Here is a 15,982-nt window from a genome sequence, read left to right as displayed (position 1 = left end):
TTTAGTATATAACTTTAAAATATACTAAATAATTATTTTGATTTAACTATTTGTGCCATAAGTTCTGCTTCTGTTACTAACTTTCCGTTAGCATAGGCAAAACCTTGCATATGACAAATTCCTCTTCTGATCGGAGTAAGTAATTCTAACTTGAATATCAATGTATCTCCAGGAAGTACTTGTTGTTTAAATTTAACCTTATCTATTTTCATGAAATAAGTCAAATAATTTTCTGRATCTGGAACCGTACTCAATGCTAAAATACCGCCAGTTTGTGCCATTGCTTCAACTTGCATGACACCAGGCATAACTGGTGCTCCTGGAAAATGTCCTACAAAAAATGGTTCATTCATAGTAACATTCTTCATACCCACCACATGCTTATCTGACATCTCCAAAATTCTATCAATCAATAAAAATGGTGGTCGATGCGGTAACATAGACATGATTTTATTAATATCCATCAAAGGCTCTTTATTCAAGTCAAATTGAGGAACTTTATTTCGCTTTTCAATCTTTATGATTTTTGCAAGTTTTTTGGCAAACTGCGTATTTACATAGTGACCAGGTTTATTAGCAATGATTTTTCCTCTAATACGTGTACCTATAAGAGCAAGATCTCCAATTACATCTAAAAGTTTATGTCTTGCAGCTTCATTAGGATAATGTAGTGTTAAATTATCTAGAATACCATTCGGTTTGATTGCTATGGATTCTTTTCCAAAAGCAACTTTCAACTTTTCCATGGTATCTGGACTCAATTCTTTATCAACATAGACAATTGCATTGTTTAAATCACCTCCTTTAATAAGGCCATGCTCTAGCAACATTTCTAATTCATGCAAAAAACTAAAAGTTCTTGCATCAGCAATTTCTTCTTTAAAATCAGAAAGGTGTTTTAGAGATGCATTTTGAGTACCTAAGACTTTCGTGCCAAAATCTACCATTGTAGTTACTTGGTACTCATCTGAAGGCATTACGATTATTTCGCTACCAGACTCTTCATCAGTATAAGAGATTACATCTTTTACAATATATTCGTCTCTTTCTACTTCTTGTTCTACGATACCTGCTTCTTCTAAAGCTTGTATAAAAAACTTACTAGAACCATCCATTATTGGTGGTTCAGAAGCGTTTAATTCAATTAACAAGTTGTCTATTTCAAGTCCAACACAGGCTGCAAGTACATGTTCTGAAGTTTGAATACTAACTCCATTTTTCTCAAGATTTGTTCCTCTCTGTGTATTTACAACATAATTGGCATCCGCCTCGATAATAGGATTTCCTTCTAAATCCACACGACAAAATGCATATCCGTGATTCTCTGGTGCTGGTTTAAATGTAAGCGTTACTTCTTTTCCAGTGTGAAGACCTACTCCTTTAAGCTCCACTTCTTTCTGAATAGTTCTTTGTTTATTTCCAACGGAATTACTCATTGTCATTGATCTTTTTCTCAAGTTTGTATATTCTATCTACAATTTTGGGCAAATTTTTAAAATGTACATAAGATTTATTATAATCCGAGTACCCTAATGCAGGCGAGCCTTGTATTGCTTCTCCATCTTTTATATTTCTTCCAATTCCAGATTGCGCCTGGATTCTCACCTTATTTCCAATAACTAAATGGCCTGCGATTCCAACTTGTCCACCAATCAAACAGTGCTTTCCTATTTTGGTAGAACCTGCAATACCTGTTTGTGCAGCTATTGCGGTATGTTCCCCGATCTCCACATTGTGGGCGATTTGAATTTGGTTATCTAGCTTTACTCCTTTTCGGATGATCGTAGAACCTAAAGTTGCTCGATCAATTGTAGTTCCCGCTCCAACATCCACATTGGATTCTATGACTACATTTCCAGTTTGTGGAACTTTACTATACTCACCTTTTTCATTTGGAGTAAAACCAAAACCATCTGCTCCTACAATTGCTCCACTGTGAATAACACAGTCATCTCCAATTATAGATTCAGAATATATTTTAGCTCCTGCAAAAACAATCACATTATTACCAATGGTTACATTATCTCCTATATATACATTAGGATATATTTTCGCATTTTCACCTATAGTAACATTATCACCTAAATAAGAAAATGCACCTAGGTACATATTATCACCGTAGGTAGCTGTTTCAGAAATAAAACTAGGTTGTTCGATACCCGTTTTATTCATTTTTACCATATTATAGTAATCCAACAATTGCGAAAATGCTTTATAGGCATCATCTACTCTAATCAAAGTCGTTTTGATTTCAGACTCTGCTTCAAAAGTTTTATCAACAATCGTAATAGATGCATCGGTAGAATAAATGTACGGTGTGTATTTGGGATTAGATAAGAAAGTTAATGAACCTTTAGTTCCTTCTTCTATCTTTGCTAGTTTAGATACTTCTACGGTTTCATCTCCTTCGATTTCACCATTTAGAATACCTGCAATTTGTGTGGCTGTAAAAATCATTAGCAACAAAAGTATAAAAAATGTGTTAATCTATGTACTTTGGATAACAGATAAAATATTTAGTTACCGGTTTTGCCAAAGCCTTTAAATTAAATTGATCTGTAGCACTCACTATATCAACTATTTTGCTTGATTTATATAAGATATTAATATTCTGTTTGTTTTGATGATATGCTTGATTTGCAATCATTCCTGTGAAAACAAAATAACGAGCTTCTTCTTCAGATATTTCAGATTTTATTCTAAAATCTTCGATACGTTTGTTGATTTTTTCCTCGTTAAACTCTTTCTTTTTAATCTTAATTTTCAGTAAATCTCTCTCTATGATCATTTTACACAAATTGCGTAATACAAAATCATTTGATGTCGTCCATTCTTTCATAGCAGAGACAATATCATAATCGTCTAGTTTGGAAAATGTTTCTAACACATCTTCTGTAAAATTACTTGAAGAAATTTTATTTTCTAAAAAGAACAACAAAGGCTTACTAGCATTTAGTTTTTCTCCTTTATCTACTAATTCTTTCGCTCTTTTTAATACTCTTATTAGTAAACTCTCTGCTACCAAACTCGTTTTATGTAAATATACTTGCCAATACATTAGTCTTCTTGCTAACAAGAATTTTTCGACGGAGTATATTCCTTTTTCTTCTACAACCAATTCATCCTTTACTACATTAAGCATAGTAATCAATCGTTCGCTATTGATGTTACCTTCTGCTACTCCAGTATAAAAACTATCTCTTTTTAGATAATCCAAACGATCCATATCCAATTGACTAGAGATTAGCTGATGCAAGAACTTACGATGGTATTCGCCCTTAAATATTTGTATGGCAAGCGTTAAACTACCGTTAAATTCCATGTTTATTTTCTCCATAAACATCAAAGAAATGGACTCATGATTTACTTCATTAACGATACTATGTTCCATAGCATGCGAAAAAGGCCCGTGACCTATATCATGTAATAAAATAGCAACATACAAGGCTTCTTCTTCTTCATCGGAAATGTTAACTCCTTTAAAACGAAGTACTCGCACTGCATTTTGCATTAAATGCATACAGCCCAATGCATGATGAAATCTTGTATGATGTGCACCAGGATATACTAAATAAGACAATCCCATCTGTGATATCCTTCTTAACCTCTGAAAATAACGATGCTCAATAAGATCAAAAATTAGTTCATTAGGAATCGTAATAAAACCGTAAATTGGATCGTTTAATATTTTGAGTTTGTTTCTTTTTTTCAAGTTTACTTTACTTTTGTTAACAAATATATATTATATGTATTTAGAATTGCGAATTAAGTAATACGAATTATCTATTTACCCGTATATTTAAAAATGAAATTGTAATTCTTCAAAAAAGTAACAGTCAATTATAACAATAGAAGATATTTTTTAGGTTATTATTTCGTTGAAATATGATAATCTCACAACAATAAATAAAATTAGCATCGCATGAGCAACATAAAGATTCTTTGGGTAGATGATGAAATTGATTTACTAAAGCCACATATATTATTTTTAGAAAAGAAAAACTATAATGTTACCAAATGCCAGAGTGGCACAGAAGCAATAGAAACGCTGGAAGAAGAAAACTTTGATATTGTATTTTTAGATGAAAACATGCCTGGATTGTCTGGAATCGATACCTTATCAGAAATTAAAGAAAAAAACGATAGCCTTCCTGTCGTTATGATCACCAAGAGTGAAGAGGAATATATAATGGAAGAAGCTATCGGTAGTAAGATTGCGGACTACCTTATAAAGCCTGTGAATCCAAATCAGATTTTATTAAGTTTAAAAAAGAACTTAGACCACTCTAGATTAGTTTCTGAAAAAACCACTTCTAATTATCAACAAGAGTTTAGAAAAATAGCAATGGATATGGCTATGGTAAATTCTTATTCCGAATGGGTCGAACTATATCAAAAGTTATTGTATTGGGAAATTCAGTTAGAAGATATTGAGGATACTGGAATGTTTGAAATTCTAGAATCTCAAAAAGTAGAAGCTAATTCTCAATTCTGTAAGTATATTGATAAAAATTACCCAGATTGGTTTAATGGAAATGAGGAAGCACCGATTATGTCGCATACTTTATTCAGAGAAAAAGTAGTCCCTGAATTAAGTAAAGAACAACCAACGCTCTTTATTGTAATTGACAATCTACGGTATGACCAATGGAAAGCTTTTGAACCTATCGTAAATAATTATTATAAAAAGGAAGAAGAATTATCTTATTGTAGTATCCTACCAACGGCAACGCAATATGCTAGAAATGCTATTTTCTCAGGACTGATGCCAGCAGATATGAAAAAAAGACATCCAGACTTATGGTTGGATGATGTAGATGAAGGTGGTAAAAACATGAATGAAAATGAATTTCTAACTGCTCAATTACAAAGATTAGGATTAGATATTAAACATGAATATTATAAAATTACGAATGAAAGGTCTGGTAAAACGCTAGCTGCTAATTTTAAAGGATTAAAAGATAACGATCTTACTGTTGTGGTTTACAATTTCGTTGATATGCTATCGCATAGTAAGACTGAAATGGAAGTAATCAAAGAATTAGCTTCTAATGATAAATCCTATCGATCGCTAACTCAAAGTTGGTTCAAAAATTCTCCATTACTTGATATGATACAACAAGCACAGCAAATGGGCTTCAAGCTGTTAATTACAACTGATCATGGAACGATTAATGTAAAAAATCCATCAAAGGTTATTGGAGATAAAAACACAAGTTTAAACCTACGATACAAAACGGGAAAAAGTCTTACCTATGAGGATAAAGAAGTTTTAGCGGCAACAAATCCTAAAACCATACACTTACCTTCTATAAACATGAGTAGTTCGTTCATATTTGCTAAAGGAGACTATTTCTTTGCGTATCCAAACAACTACAATCATTATGTAAGTTATTATAGAAACACCTATCAACATGGTGGTGTTTCATTAGAAGAAATGATTATCCCATTTGCAGTATTGAAACCAAGATAGGATTATATAAGTAGAAAGATTAATAAAGAGTATGTAGTATGAAAATATCATATTGCATACTCTTATTTTATATAGTATGTTGCAGCACCAAAAAAAAACATTGTGAAGATTACCTATACTTTAGAAGAACTTTCCGAAACAGCTCAAAAAATTATTGAGAATGCTACCCATAAAACATTGTTGTTTGATGCCGAAATGGGCGTTGGTAAAACCACGCTGATTAAGGAAATATGTAGACAGCTAGGCGTTACTGACAATATTTCTAGTCCAACGTATTCTTTGGTCAACGAATATCAAGGTACAGAAGACACCATTTATCATTTTGATTTCTACAGAATCAAGGAAGAAGAGGAAGCTTATGATATAGGATTTGAAGAGTATCTTGATACAAAATCTTGGATATTTATAGAATGGCCGGAAAAAATAGGTAATTTATTACCAATTGACAGTGTTAAAATTAAAATCGGACTTCAAAACGATGGTAAAAGAGTACTCTCGGTAGGGTAAAATATGTTAAAAAAGCCGTTTTAATAAAATTTAACAGAGTAACGCTTTTTCTTACACTAATAATAAACTATTTTTATTGTTGTTTTTTACAAGTATTTAATCGATAAAAATATGTTTTTTAACAGTATTAACGTAAGAACTATACTTTTTTTAAGTAACAAAAGGGGCTGCTTACAGCTTGCAAAACTACAATTTTTTTGATTCGATTAACTGTTGGATTTTCTTATATGTTTGGGGCCATAACTAATTAAATCCCTATTATAATGAAAATCACAACAACCCTAATGTTCAGTATTTTTTTTAGCTTATCAACCTACATGATCTCCGATGTAGCGACCCATACCCAACCTAAACCTGATACCTCAATCACACAAAATGACAACAAAGGAACAACAATGTCCAAATCCATCGACAAAAAGAAAATTAAAATACCTTCGAAGGGGTAGTATTGTTGCTATTTTTATAGCTATTATACCATTCATGTTTTATATTATTGATATTTTCCCAGATGGCGACATTTGGGAAAATTCATTTTTTACATACCAGAGCAAATACTATGAAAGTGTCAATGTATTTATCTGGGTACTTATTGGTAAACTCATCCCCTTATCATTATTTATAATCTGGTTCTTTACCTGTAAAAATTGGTGGTATCATGTGATTCTTATCCCAATAGCTTTATATGCTTTTCAATTAATTTCAATAATAGTTGAGGATTCTCAATTGATTACTGACAAAGAAGTTTATTATCTAATCCCAACAACAATTATTATTTTGTCAATTGTATACACAGTCAGAACCAAGGTTTTTGATAAAATTCACAACATTGATTTATCAGAATTAGACACATTAAAAAAGACTCGTAAAAAATCTTGGTGGAATCGGCTTCGATAACACTTATATTCAATTATTTATGAGGTTTCTAATGATATATACCAACCATAGATGATTGTGTATCGTATGAATCTTTTTATTACAAATACTGTAATACTAAATTTGGATGCTATTCATTTTTATTCGTAATTTGAGATACAGAATTACACACAAATGAGTAAACCATCCTCTCCTTTTACCAAAGAACAACTCCTGCCACAGGAAGAAATGATTGAAGTGGCAAAGAAAAAAGGAAAACTATTCATAGGCATCCCAAAAGAAACCAGTTATCAGGAAAAACGTGTATGCCTTACACCTGATGCTGTTGCCGCTTTAACGGCACATGGCCATAGAGTCTTATTAGAATCTAATGCAGGTATTGGTGCCAGTTTTACCGATAGAGAATATAGCGAAGCTGGAGCCGAAATTACCAAAGACACTACTAAAGTGTTTGGCTGTCCGATTATTCTCAAAGTAGAACCACCCTCTTTGGAAGAACTGGAACATATCAATCCGCAAACGGTTTTAATTTCTGCTTTGCAGCTAAAAACGCAATCTAAGGGATATTTTCAGGAACTAGCAAAAAAGAGAATTACCGCTCTTGGATTTGAATTTATCCGTGATGCCGATGGTGCATATCCTGCAGTGCGTGCATTAAGTGAAATAGCAGGAACCGCAGCTGTATTGATCGCATCCGAACTAATGAGCAGTGCCACACAAGGTTCTGGTCTTATGATGGGTAATATTAGTGGTGTTCCACCAGTCGAAGTTGTCATCGTAGGCGCAGGTACCGTTGGAGAGTTTGCTGCAAGATCTGCCATTGGACTTGGCGCTAATGTGAAAATATTTGACAATTCTATTACCAAACTACGTTGTATACAAACCAATATGGGAAGACCTTTGTATACCTCAACCATACAACCAAAAAACTTATTAAAAGCTTTACGTCGCTGTGATGTAGTAATTGGAGCGGTACGTGGAAAAAACAGATCTCCCATCATTGTTTCAGAAACCATGGTAGAACGCATGAAAAAAGGAGCTGTTATCATCGATGTAAGTATTGATATGGGTGGTTGTTTTGAAACTAGTGAAGTTACTTCACATGATCACCCCACTTTTGAGAAACATGGAGTAGTACATTATTGTGTACCGAATATCCCTTCTCGCTATGCCAAAACCTCTTCCCTATCCATTAGTAATATTTTCACACCCTATTTATTACAAATTGGAGATGAAGGAGGTATCGAAAATGCAGTGCGTTTTGATCGAGGATTGAAAAGTGGATTATATTTCTATCACGGAATATTAACCAGCAAATCTATTGCCGATTGGTTCGATCTTTCCTATAGAGATATTAATTTATTGATTTTCTAAGAACACAAAATATTCGATCAGTTTTAACTATATGAATTTGCAGATTCTTTGGGATACAAAGAGCATTTAAATCGATAAACTTTCTGTACTTTTGGGCTTTGATTTTTTATAATATATGAAACTAGCACATCGACTTGGATTTTATTTTTTCGGTTTTATTATCGGATTGTTTTTACTGTTCTTTTTTCTAGGTGGTAAAAATGCATCTTGTGATTATTCTCCCAATGCTCGAGTACTCAAAAATATTAGAATTAAAGAACGACTATTTTCTAAAGAGGTATTGACTGCTATGCATAACTACAGCATTGATACTGCTGATATTTCTTCGATTTTAGTTTCAGGAAATGTAGATTTCAACAAGAGCAATACCAAATTAGACTCCTGTAAAACTTACTTTATAGAAGGTATCGCAAAAGAAAAATCCATTGGATTATTAATCGCCAATTGTGATTCTATTGCTAAGATAAATTCTTTGGAAGTTAATAGATAACAACTACAACTCCCTACTCATTACCCAAAACTGAAAATCTTCTTTACCAATACTAAAAGGATGCTCTCCAGCAATCTTATAACCATCCCTTTGATAAAAGGCAACTGCTTTTGTATTTTCTTTCAAAACCGATAGCCATATAGCATCACCACTTTCTTTAGCTTTTTCTAAAATTAATTGTTGTAATTGTCCTCCAATACCCTTTGATAGATAGTCTTGAAGTAGATAGAGCTTTTGTAATTTACATGCATTATCGGACTTAACAAATTCTGAAGGAGTATTCAGTTGGATTTTTGCATAACCAACTGCTTTTTGTTCATAAAACACAATCCAAAAAACATTATTAGGTTTTGCGATACTACTTCTTAGTTTTTCTTCAGAAAATGTCCTATCTAAATAATCTGAAAGATCTTGCTTGTCTTTAAAAAGATAACCAAAAGATTGATCAAAGGTAGTTTTACCTAAATAAGAAATATCAGGAATATCTTCAATAGTTGCTATTCTTATATGTACACTCATAGTATCTATCTTTTTCTAGGATCTATATTTTGATAGGTTTCCAATAATTTCTTGAAAGCTTCCAAATTTACAGGTTTATGAATTACTTTCTCACTTAAAGGGTATTTTTTCAAAAGATGTGAAGGTCTTATAGGTCTTTCCGTAAATCCTCCTCCACAGTTTGGACATACATTATGAAAAATAGTATCTACACAATCCTTACAAAACGTACACTCGAAAGTACAAATCATCGCATCATTACTATCATTAGTTAACGATTTATTACAGTGTTCACAAGTTGGTCTAATTTCCAGCATAATTAAAAGATTAAGGTAATTTATTATCAGCTACATATTTCAATACAGCATCAGGAACAGATACTCCTTCTATTAAGTCGTTTTCTGAAACCGGATCTAGTGCTACTTGCTTTATAGGAACAACACCTGCCCAAATTGGAAGATTATGATCTTCTTTCTCATCTACAACACCTTCTGCTCTAACCTTTGCTGAAGCAGTATCAATTTTAATTGCCATGACTAAAGTGGCATTGAACTCTTTTGCATTTGGTTGTCGGATATTATCCCAATGTCCTGGAATCATATGATTTAAAATACAGGCTAAAGCATCCATTTTCTCTTTAGGATCTTCTACTTTTCTAACATTTCCAAAAACAGTAGCAGAACGGTAATTTGCTGAGTGATGAAAAGCTGATCTTGCCAAGACCAAACCATCTAAGTGTGTTACAGAAATACTTGCTTTACCCACATCCAACAAATTAGTCATCATTCTGTTTTTCAAAGAACCATGAATATAAATAGTATCGCCATCTCTACCATAAGCTGTAGGAATTACAATAGCATTACCATTCCAAGCATATCCAATATGACATAAAAATGCATCATCTAAAATCTGATGAATCTCTTCTACATTATACGTTGCTCTTTTAGCACCTCTAACTACTTTATTAAGTTTTGTTACTTGATATTCTGACATTACTTATTCATTTTTTGATATGAATCAAAATTAGTAGTTTTATGGACTCATTTATTAATCCAGTTTATACATAATGAGTAGTCCAGTTGTATTTCCTTTCAAAAGCAATATTATATTAGATCGTAACTCTAACCGACATCTTTATCTTCAATTATGTGACCAGATGATTGGTTTTATTAAATCTGGAAAACTGGCTCCTTCTACAAAGCTTCCCGGATCTCGTAAATTATCTGAAGATTTAGAGATTCATAGAAAAACTGTTGTCGCGGCCTATGATGAATTGATGTCACAAGGTTGGATTGAAAGTATTCCGGCCAAAGGAAGCTTCGTTAGTAAAGATCTACCCATAGTAGTACCTAAAAAATTTCAAAATGGAAAAAATATYGACCCAAATAATGTTATAGGTTTTAGCTTCAAAAAGAGAAAACATCTAATGATACGAGGAATAGAAAAAATTAAAGCTCCTCTAAAAGTAGACGAAGGTGTTCCTGATCATCGATTAGCGCCTATTGAAGAAATTGCTAAAAACTACCGGAATATTACTAATAAAGTTCATCATCAAGATCTTTTAGGCTATGGAGATACCTATGGAAATATGGATTTAAGAAAAGCTTTGGTTTCCTATCTTAATCAAAGTAGAGGCTTAAAAACTACAGTGGATAATATACTAATTACCAGAGGTAGTCAAATGGGGATTTACCTTGCTAGCCAATTATTGTTACATGACCAAAAGACGATCATTACCGGAAATACGAATTATATGACTGCGGATAATACCTTTATTGAAGCTAATGGTAGTGTAAAACGTGTTTCTGTTGATGACCAAGGAATCAATACAAAGGAGATTGCTACTATATGCAAACAACAAAAAGTAAGTGCAGTATATGTGACATCTCACCATCATCATCCTACTACTGTAACCTTATCAGCAGAAAGACGCATGCATCTTTTGAGCTTAGCGCAACAATATCGTTTCGCTATTATTGAAGATGATTATGACTATGATTTCCATTATTGCAATGCTCCTATCCTACCATTAGCTAGCAATGATACTCAAGGAAATGTTATGTATATTGGCGGTTTTACTAAAATTATTGCTCCCGCGCTACGGATCGGTTATTTTATAGCTCCAAAAGAAGTGGTCGATGAAGCTGCCAGATTAAGACGGATTTTGGATAGACAAGGTGATACTTTATTGGAACAAACACTTGCCAGAATGATTATTAATGGTGATGTACAAAGGCATAGCAATAAAGTAAGAAAGATCTATAAAGAAAGACGTGATCTATTTTGTGATTTACTTAGCGAAAAGCTAGATAACTATTTTGATTTTAAAGTTCCTAATGGTGGTATGGCGGTTTGGGTACAATTGAAAAAACAATACAACTGGGATACTGTAATGGCTGAAGCATTAAAACTAGACGTTGCCTTTAATCCAGAATGGAGACGTTATGATAATGAAAACTTAGGACATAACGGAATTAGAATTGGATTTGCAGCATTAAATAAAGAAGAAATACATACAGTAATCAGCACCTTAGAAAAGGTAATGGCGTCTATAAAGCATCACAGAAGTTGACTAAAATTATTTTATTTTTCGCTAAACCTATAGAAACTGTTTTTAAATATTCATTTATTTTTTCTCCATTAAGTTTATCTTTCAGAATAATTTCACCAAGCTCTTTCTCTATTTTTTCTTTAAAAAAAATTAAATCGATTCCTTCATTGAAAGATATAAGCTCCAAAGTGCAATTTTCAAAAGTTGACACCTCCAAATAACTAATTTGTTTAGGCTCATACTCTAAAAATTCATATACTTCCTCAGAAACTTCGAAAACTTTATCTCCAACAGGAAATTCAAATTCTTCGAGAAGAGTCATATGAGTAATCTGATCGTGATTTAAAATTTTGGTCTTACTTTTTATATTAAAATCAATCTCAAAATTATTCTCGACATAAACAGATTTTATTTCCTTATATAGTTTGAGAGTACCGAAGTGCGGATCATTCTTTAGATAATCAATAAACTTTTCTTTAGATGGATCAAATTTATCGTTATACGTATAAAAATAGAAATAACCTTTATCTGTGCTTCCATCTTCTAATTGGATTGCTACCTTAAATCTAAAAGCCAAACCGGCATCGGCAAAGCAAGGAATTGATTGAATAATGATAAGAACTAACACTATTTTTTTAAAAAAAGCTAGCTTCATTTGATTTGTTGAATTAGTATATAAAGCTTATCAATAATCCAGCCAAACTAACTTTTTTGAATAAATGATTGTAAATAGCCTCATAGAATCTATCAATAATGAAAAACAATTTTTAATAACTCTCAACCAAATGAATTATTCAAAATCGTCAGAAAGAAAATCCATAGCTATTTTTACACTTTCTTCAGGTTTTTCTTCCATTGGTAAATGACCAGTTTCTTTCATAATAACTAATTTGGAATTAGGAATATCCTCATCAAACTTATAAGCAGCTTTTACAGAAATCCAGCGATCATTTTCACCCCAAAGAATAAGTGTAGGATTATTTATCTCTTTTAGTTTATGTGATGTATCTTTTCCTCTCTTCATGGTAAGTCTATCCATAAAAGCTTGTCGATTTCCTTCTCTTAAGGCAAAATCATGGTATTGCTTCACCAAAGCATCTGTTACTTTACTATCGTCATAATACACCTGCTCTAAGTTATTACGGATAATAAATTTTGGAGTAAAATAGAGGAATATTTTATTGATAACTGGGATACGAGCTAATCTAAAAACCGAAAAACTACTACCCTTCTTTTTTTTATTTTCTGTAGTTTGTTTCTTTGGTTTACTTCTATATCCTGAAGCGTCTAATAATAAAAGTTTCTTTACTTTTTCCGGATAATCCAATGCAAAACTCCAAGCAATACCGCCTCCTAAAGAATTTCCTGCAAGATGAAAACTTTTGAGTTCTAACTTATTTACAAAATCATATAGGAACTTTGTATAATCCTCTATCGCATATGCTCCTCGAATATGAGGTCCTGTTAACCCAAAAGCTGGTAAATCTATACTTATCACACGATAATTTGCTTTTAATGTATTAGCCCAGCCTTCCCAAGTATGCAGTGATCCTCCACTACCGTGTAGTAAAACAATAGGAACTCCAGATCCTTGATCTGTATAATGAACCATCATTCCATCTACTTCTACAAAGCTAGAATAGGAATAAGTGTATTCTTCTTTTAACTCTTCTACAGGAATATCGAAATCTGCCAGAAAAAATAACGATAAGAAGATTACAGTTATAAAAATTAGAAATCTCTTATATCTTCTCTTTTTTCTCATGGTATTAAGAGTTTATAGCTACTTGAAAACAAGTTGGTATTGATGGAGTAGCCCTTGTAAATTAGTTTTCGAAAAAATCGCTCCCTTCAACTTATTAATTTCAGGGTTAATTGTGTAATTAAACGCAGTACTAAAATCTACTTTTTCGGCATTGGTTTGCTCAAAAATAGTCTTTGTCAAATCACAGTTCTTAAACTCAGAACCGGTAATAATAGCCTCTGTAAAATCGGTTTCCAGTAATTTGCAATCTATAAACTTAGTATTTTTAAGTTCGAAACCATAAAAAGAAGCATAATCCAACACACAACCTTCAAAGCTAGTAGAAAACATAAACGGATTACAATTACCAAAATTCACACCTAGTAGTTTACAATCTTTAAAAACACAATTGTCTTTAAAAGAAGCTTCTTTCAGCATTACATTAGTAAAATTACATTCGGTAAAAGTACACTCTATAAAGCTAGTAACGGATATATTAGCTTCTGTAAAATTACAATTCACAAATTCGCAATTATCATACTCCTTACCAGGTATTTTCCGATTCGAAAAATCTTGATCGGTAAAAGTTTGATCTATAACAAAGTGGTCCATAATTAATAGAATATTTATGAATACACTTGGAACGAAATTATTCTTTAGTAGAACAAAAATTTAATTAATGCGCCAAGGTGGATTTTTACGATTATCTCCTGCAAAATACAAAATGATATTATTATGATCAGGATCTTTTAATCGTGCTTCTTTCCATAACCAACTTTGTTCAGTTGGTAATAGATCAAACTGTATTCCTTCTTTTTGAAGACGTGCTACTTCTTCTTCTAATTTTTCAGTTTCGAAATATACATAAACACCATCACCTTTCGGTAATTCTTCTACCTGATGAATAGAAAATGTAGCATCACCTTCCTTACATTCAAAACGTGCATAGTGTGGTAATGCTTTTACGATTAAATGCAAACCAAGTAACTCATAGAACTGTATGGATTGTTCTACATTTATAGACGGAACAGTTACTTGATTAAGGTTCATGTTTGTTTCTTTTATATTGTCATCCCGTTGCAGAACGGGATCCATTAATAATTAATGTTGAAAACTCAGTTTGTAGAATAATACTTTATTAGTTTTTGTTTTCTTATTGATTCCAGTTTACACTGAAATGATAAACCACTTAAAATTAAGCTACAATTTCCTTCTTTTCCGTTCTTTAGATAACAAATCCAATTCTCTGGTAGTTTGTCCGGCTACAGAAGTATTTTCTTCCGCTCTACGGATCAAATAAGGCATCACATCCTTTACAGGGCCAAAAGGCAAGTATTTTGCTACATTGTAACCCTCAGCAGCCAAATTAAAACTGATATGATCACTCATTCCGTATAATTGTCCTAACCAAACTCTAGGATCATTCTTATCAATATCTTGTTCCGTCATAAGTTCAATAGCTTTATAACTACTTTCTTCATTATGAGTTCCAATAAATACCGAGATATCTTTAAGATTTTGCAGAATATAGGTCAATGTTGTATTAAAATTAAGATCCGTTGCCTCTTTACTTTCACAAATAGGTGTTGGATATCCCTTTTCCTCTGCTCTATCATTTTCCTTTTCCATATAGGCGCCACGGACAATCTTCATTCCTATTTTGAATCCATAAACTCTAGCTTCTTCATGAAGTTTTTTCAGATATGCTAATCGATCGTGTCTGTATAACTGCAAGGTGTTATAGACAATAGCTTTTTCTTTATTGTATTTACGCATCATCTTTGCTACTAATTCATCAGCAGCATCTTGCATCCAACTTTCTTCTCCATCAATCAATAAAGGAACATCACAATCATAAGCTTTTTTACAAACCATATCAAAACGCTCTTCTATTCTATTCCATTCTTTCTCTTCATCAGGAGTTAAAGGCGTTCCTTCTGTTTTCTTTTGCCATATTAAAAAGCGACCAAAACCTGTTGGCTTAAAAACTCCAAAAGGAATCGCTTCTTTTTGATCCACAAAATCAAGGATCTCTAAAGTCTTATTTAGAACGTGATCAAACTGTTCTTCTTCTTCTTTTCCTTCTACAGAATAATCCAATACCGAAGATACTTTTCCTTTTGCATACATTTTTTCGATAACAGGCATACAATCTTCCTCATCTACACCACCACAAAAATGATCAAAAACAGTCGCTCTAATCAACCCTTGAACTGGCAAATGCGCTTTTAATGCAAAATTTGTCACTGCAGTTCCAATTCTCACAAGTGGTTCGTTGGCTATCATTTTAAAAAGAAAATAAGCTCTTTCTAGTTCAGAATCACTTTTTAAAACAAAAGCAGTCTCAGTATTATCAAATAAAGTACGTTTTTCCATTAACCTTCAATTTTAATAATTCATAACAATCAGGGTAAATTCATTCAAATTATGAATGTATTATCATTTCTTTACCCATTGTTTTAGGATATCTGC

General features: G+C 32.4%; 17 protein-coding genes. 6 read left to right on the top strand and 11 right to left on the bottom strand.

Features of this window, described 5'->3' with window-relative positions; genetic code table 11:
- Positions 1–32 precede the first annotated feature (32 nt).
- From GBO31_RS24995 to GBO31_RS24985, 3 genes are read right to left on the bottom strand one after another with little or no spacing between them, the layout of a single operon-like run.
- Entirely contained in the window at positions 33–1,436 is a 1,404-nt protein-coding gene (locus GBO31_RS24995) for a bifunctional UDP-3-O-[3-hydroxymyristoyl] N-acetylglucosamine deacetylase/3-hydroxyacyl-ACP dehydratase (RefSeq protein WP_219011368.1), read from the bottom strand.
- Positions 1,429–2,457: a UDP-3-O-(3-hydroxymyristoyl)glucosamine N-acyltransferase gene (lpxD, locus tag GBO31_RS24990; RefSeq protein ID WP_219011367.1), complete on the bottom strand. Its 1,029-nt coding sequence runs from the start codon at positions 2,455–2,457 to the stop codon at positions 1,429–1,431. Before lpxD ends, GBO31_RS24995 begins: the two co-directional genes overlap by 8 nt.
- 25 nt (positions 2,458–2,482) lie before the next feature.
- Positions 2,483–3,712, bottom strand: coding sequence for an HD domain-containing protein (locus tag GBO31_RS24985; protein WP_219011366.1), 1,230 nt, complete (start codon positions 3,710–3,712; stop codon positions 2,483–2,485).
- A gap of 210 nt (positions 3,713–3,922) precedes the next feature.
- Between GBO31_RS24985 and GBO31_RS24980 the strand changes: the two genes are divergently transcribed.
- The 5 genes from GBO31_RS24980 (at position 3,923) to GBO31_RS24960 (ending at position 8,717) form a co-directional block, all read left to right on the top strand.
- Entirely contained in the window at positions 3,923–5,473 is a 1,551-nt protein-coding gene (locus GBO31_RS24980) for a PglZ domain-containing protein (RefSeq protein WP_219011365.1), read from the top strand.
- 102 nt (positions 5,474–5,575) lie between these two features.
- Positions 5,576–5,980, top strand: a complete 405-nt coding sequence (gene tsaE / locus GBO31_RS24975) for a tRNA (adenosine(37)-N6)-threonylcarbamoyltransferase complex ATPase subunit type 1 TsaE (protein WP_219011364.1) — start codon at positions 5,576–5,578, stop codon at positions 5,978–5,980.
- A 375-nt stretch (positions 5,981–6,355) separates the two neighbouring features.
- A complete protein-coding gene (locus GBO31_RS24970) occupies positions 6,356–6,874 on the top strand; it encodes a hypothetical protein (RefSeq protein ID WP_219011363.1) in 519 nt (172 codons plus the stop codon).
- Positions 6,875–7,027: 153 nt separating this feature from the next.
- Positions 7,028–8,227, top strand: coding sequence for an alanine dehydrogenase (locus GBO31_RS24965; protein WP_219011362.1), 1,200 nt, complete (start codon positions 7,028–7,030; stop codon positions 8,225–8,227).
- A 115-nt stretch (positions 8,228–8,342) separates the two neighbouring features.
- Positions 8,343–8,717 (top strand): hypothetical protein, encoded by a 375-nt coding sequence (locus GBO31_RS24960; protein ID WP_219011361.1) that lies wholly within the window; start codon positions 8,343–8,345, stop codon positions 8,715–8,717.
- Between the two features lie 3 nt (positions 8,718–8,720).
- Here the strand turns inward: GBO31_RS24960 and GBO31_RS24955 are convergent, their stop codons facing one another.
- Genes GBO31_RS24955 through GBO31_RS24945 form a run of 3 tightly spaced genes read right to left on the bottom strand, consistent with a single transcriptional unit; the run spans position 8,721 to position 10,208 of the window.
- Complete coding sequence (locus tag GBO31_RS24955) at positions 8,721–9,236, bottom strand: GNAT family N-acetyltransferase (protein ID WP_219011360.1); 516 nt, start codon at positions 9,234–9,236, stop codon at positions 8,721–8,723.
- A gap of 5 nt (positions 9,237–9,241) precedes the next feature.
- Positions 9,242–9,532, bottom strand: a complete 291-nt coding sequence (locus tag GBO31_RS24950) for a DUF1272 domain-containing protein (protein WP_219011359.1) — start codon at positions 9,530–9,532, stop codon at positions 9,242–9,244.
- A gap of 10 nt (positions 9,533–9,542) precedes the next feature.
- Positions 9,543–10,208 (bottom strand): pyridoxamine 5'-phosphate oxidase family protein, encoded by a 666-nt coding sequence (locus tag GBO31_RS24945; protein ID WP_219011358.1) that lies wholly within the window; start codon positions 10,206–10,208, stop codon positions 9,543–9,545.
- Positions 10,209–10,281: 73 nt separating this feature from the next.
- On the opposite strand from GBO31_RS24945, the gene GBO31_RS24940 reads away from it, so the two are divergent.
- Positions 10,282–11,787, top strand: coding sequence for a PLP-dependent aminotransferase family protein (locus GBO31_RS24940; RefSeq protein ID WP_219011357.1), 1,506 nt, complete (start codon positions 10,282–10,284; stop codon positions 11,785–11,787).
- Here GBO31_RS24940 and GBO31_RS24935 read toward each other — a convergent pair.
- From GBO31_RS24935 to GBO31_RS24915, 5 genes are all read right to left on the bottom strand, one after another.
- Positions 11,765–12,421 (bottom strand): hypothetical protein, encoded by a 657-nt coding sequence (locus GBO31_RS24935; RefSeq protein ID WP_219011356.1) that lies wholly within the window; start codon positions 12,419–12,421, stop codon positions 11,765–11,767. The genes GBO31_RS24940 and GBO31_RS24935 overlap by 23 nt on opposite strands.
- 135 nt (positions 12,422–12,556) lie before the next feature.
- Positions 12,557–13,531 carry an alpha/beta fold hydrolase gene (locus GBO31_RS24930; RefSeq protein ID WP_219011355.1) on the bottom strand — a complete coding sequence of 325 codons (975 nt, stop codon included), beginning with the start codon at positions 13,529–13,531 and terminating at the stop codon, positions 12,557–12,559.
- 18 nt (positions 13,532–13,549) lie between these two features.
- Positions 13,550–14,122 (bottom strand): pentapeptide repeat-containing protein, encoded by a 573-nt coding sequence (locus tag GBO31_RS24925; protein ID WP_219011354.1) that lies wholly within the window; start codon positions 14,120–14,122, stop codon positions 13,550–13,552.
- Positions 14,123–14,182: 60 nt separating this feature from the next.
- Positions 14,183–14,560 carry a VOC family protein gene (locus GBO31_RS24920; RefSeq protein ID WP_219011353.1) on the bottom strand — a complete coding sequence of 126 codons (378 nt, stop codon included), beginning with the start codon at positions 14,558–14,560 and terminating at the stop codon, positions 14,183–14,185.
- Between the two features lie 150 nt (positions 14,561–14,710).
- On the bottom strand, positions 14,711–15,886 hold the full coding sequence (locus tag GBO31_RS24915; protein WP_219011352.1) for a proline dehydrogenase family protein: 1,176 nt from the start codon (positions 15,884–15,886) through the stop codon (positions 14,711–14,713).
- Positions 15,887–15,982 lie beyond the last annotated feature (96 nt).

This window comes from Aquimarina litoralis, assembly GCF_019295435.1.
GTDB classification, from domain to species: Bacteria; Bacteroidota; Bacteroidia; order Flavobacteriales; family Flavobacteriaceae; genus Aquimarina; species Aquimarina litoralis_A.
The sequence above is the reverse complement of the archived record's forward strand: the minus strand, read 5'-3'. Positions and strand labels throughout refer to the sequence as shown.

Coding starts and splice junctions, on each gene's coding strand:
- GBO31_RS24965 (WP_219011362.1), top strand. CDS start 7,028: ATGAGTAAACCATCCTCTCCTTTTACCAAAGAACAACTCCTGCCACAG.
- GBO31_RS24920 (WP_219011353.1), bottom strand. CDS start 14,560: ATGAACCTTAATCAAGTAACTGTTCCGTCTATAAATGTAGAACAATCC.
- GBO31_RS24960 (WP_219011361.1), top strand. CDS start 8,343: ATGAAACTAGCACATCGACTTGGATTTTATTTTTTCGGTTTTATTATC.
- GBO31_RS24950 (WP_219011359.1), bottom strand. CDS start 9,532: ATGCTGGAAATTAGACCAACTTGTGAACACTGTAATAAATCGTTAACT.
- GBO31_RS24915 (WP_219011352.1), bottom strand. CDS start 15,886: ATGGAAAAACGTACTTTATTTGATAATACTGAGACTGCTTTTGTTTTA.
- GBO31_RS24970 (WP_219011363.1), top strand. CDS start 6,356: ATGACAACAAAGGAACAACAATGTCCAAATCCATCGACAAAAAGAAAA.
- GBO31_RS24930 (WP_219011355.1), bottom strand. CDS start 13,531: ATGAGAAAAAAGAGAAGATATAAGAGATTTCTAATTTTTATAACTGTA.
- GBO31_RS24925 (WP_219011354.1), bottom strand. CDS start 14,122: ATGGACCACTTTGTTATAGATCAAACTTTTACCGATCAAGATTTTTCG.
- GBO31_RS24935 (WP_219011356.1), bottom strand. CDS start 12,421: ATGAAGCTAGCTTTTTTTAAAAAAATAGTGTTAGTTCTTATCATTATT.
- GBO31_RS24945 (WP_219011358.1), bottom strand. CDS start 10,208: ATGTCAGAATATCAAGTAACAAAACTTAATAAAGTAGTTAGAGGTGCT.
- lpxD (WP_219011367.1), bottom strand. CDS start 2,457: ATGATTTTTACAGCCACACAAATTGCAGGTATTCTAAATGGTGAAATC.
- GBO31_RS24955 (WP_219011360.1), bottom strand. CDS start 9,236: ATGAGTGTACATATAAGAATAGCAACTATTGAAGATATTCCTGATATT.
- GBO31_RS24980 (WP_219011365.1), top strand. CDS start 3,923: ATGAGCAACATAAAGATTCTTTGGGTAGATGATGAAATTGATTTACTA.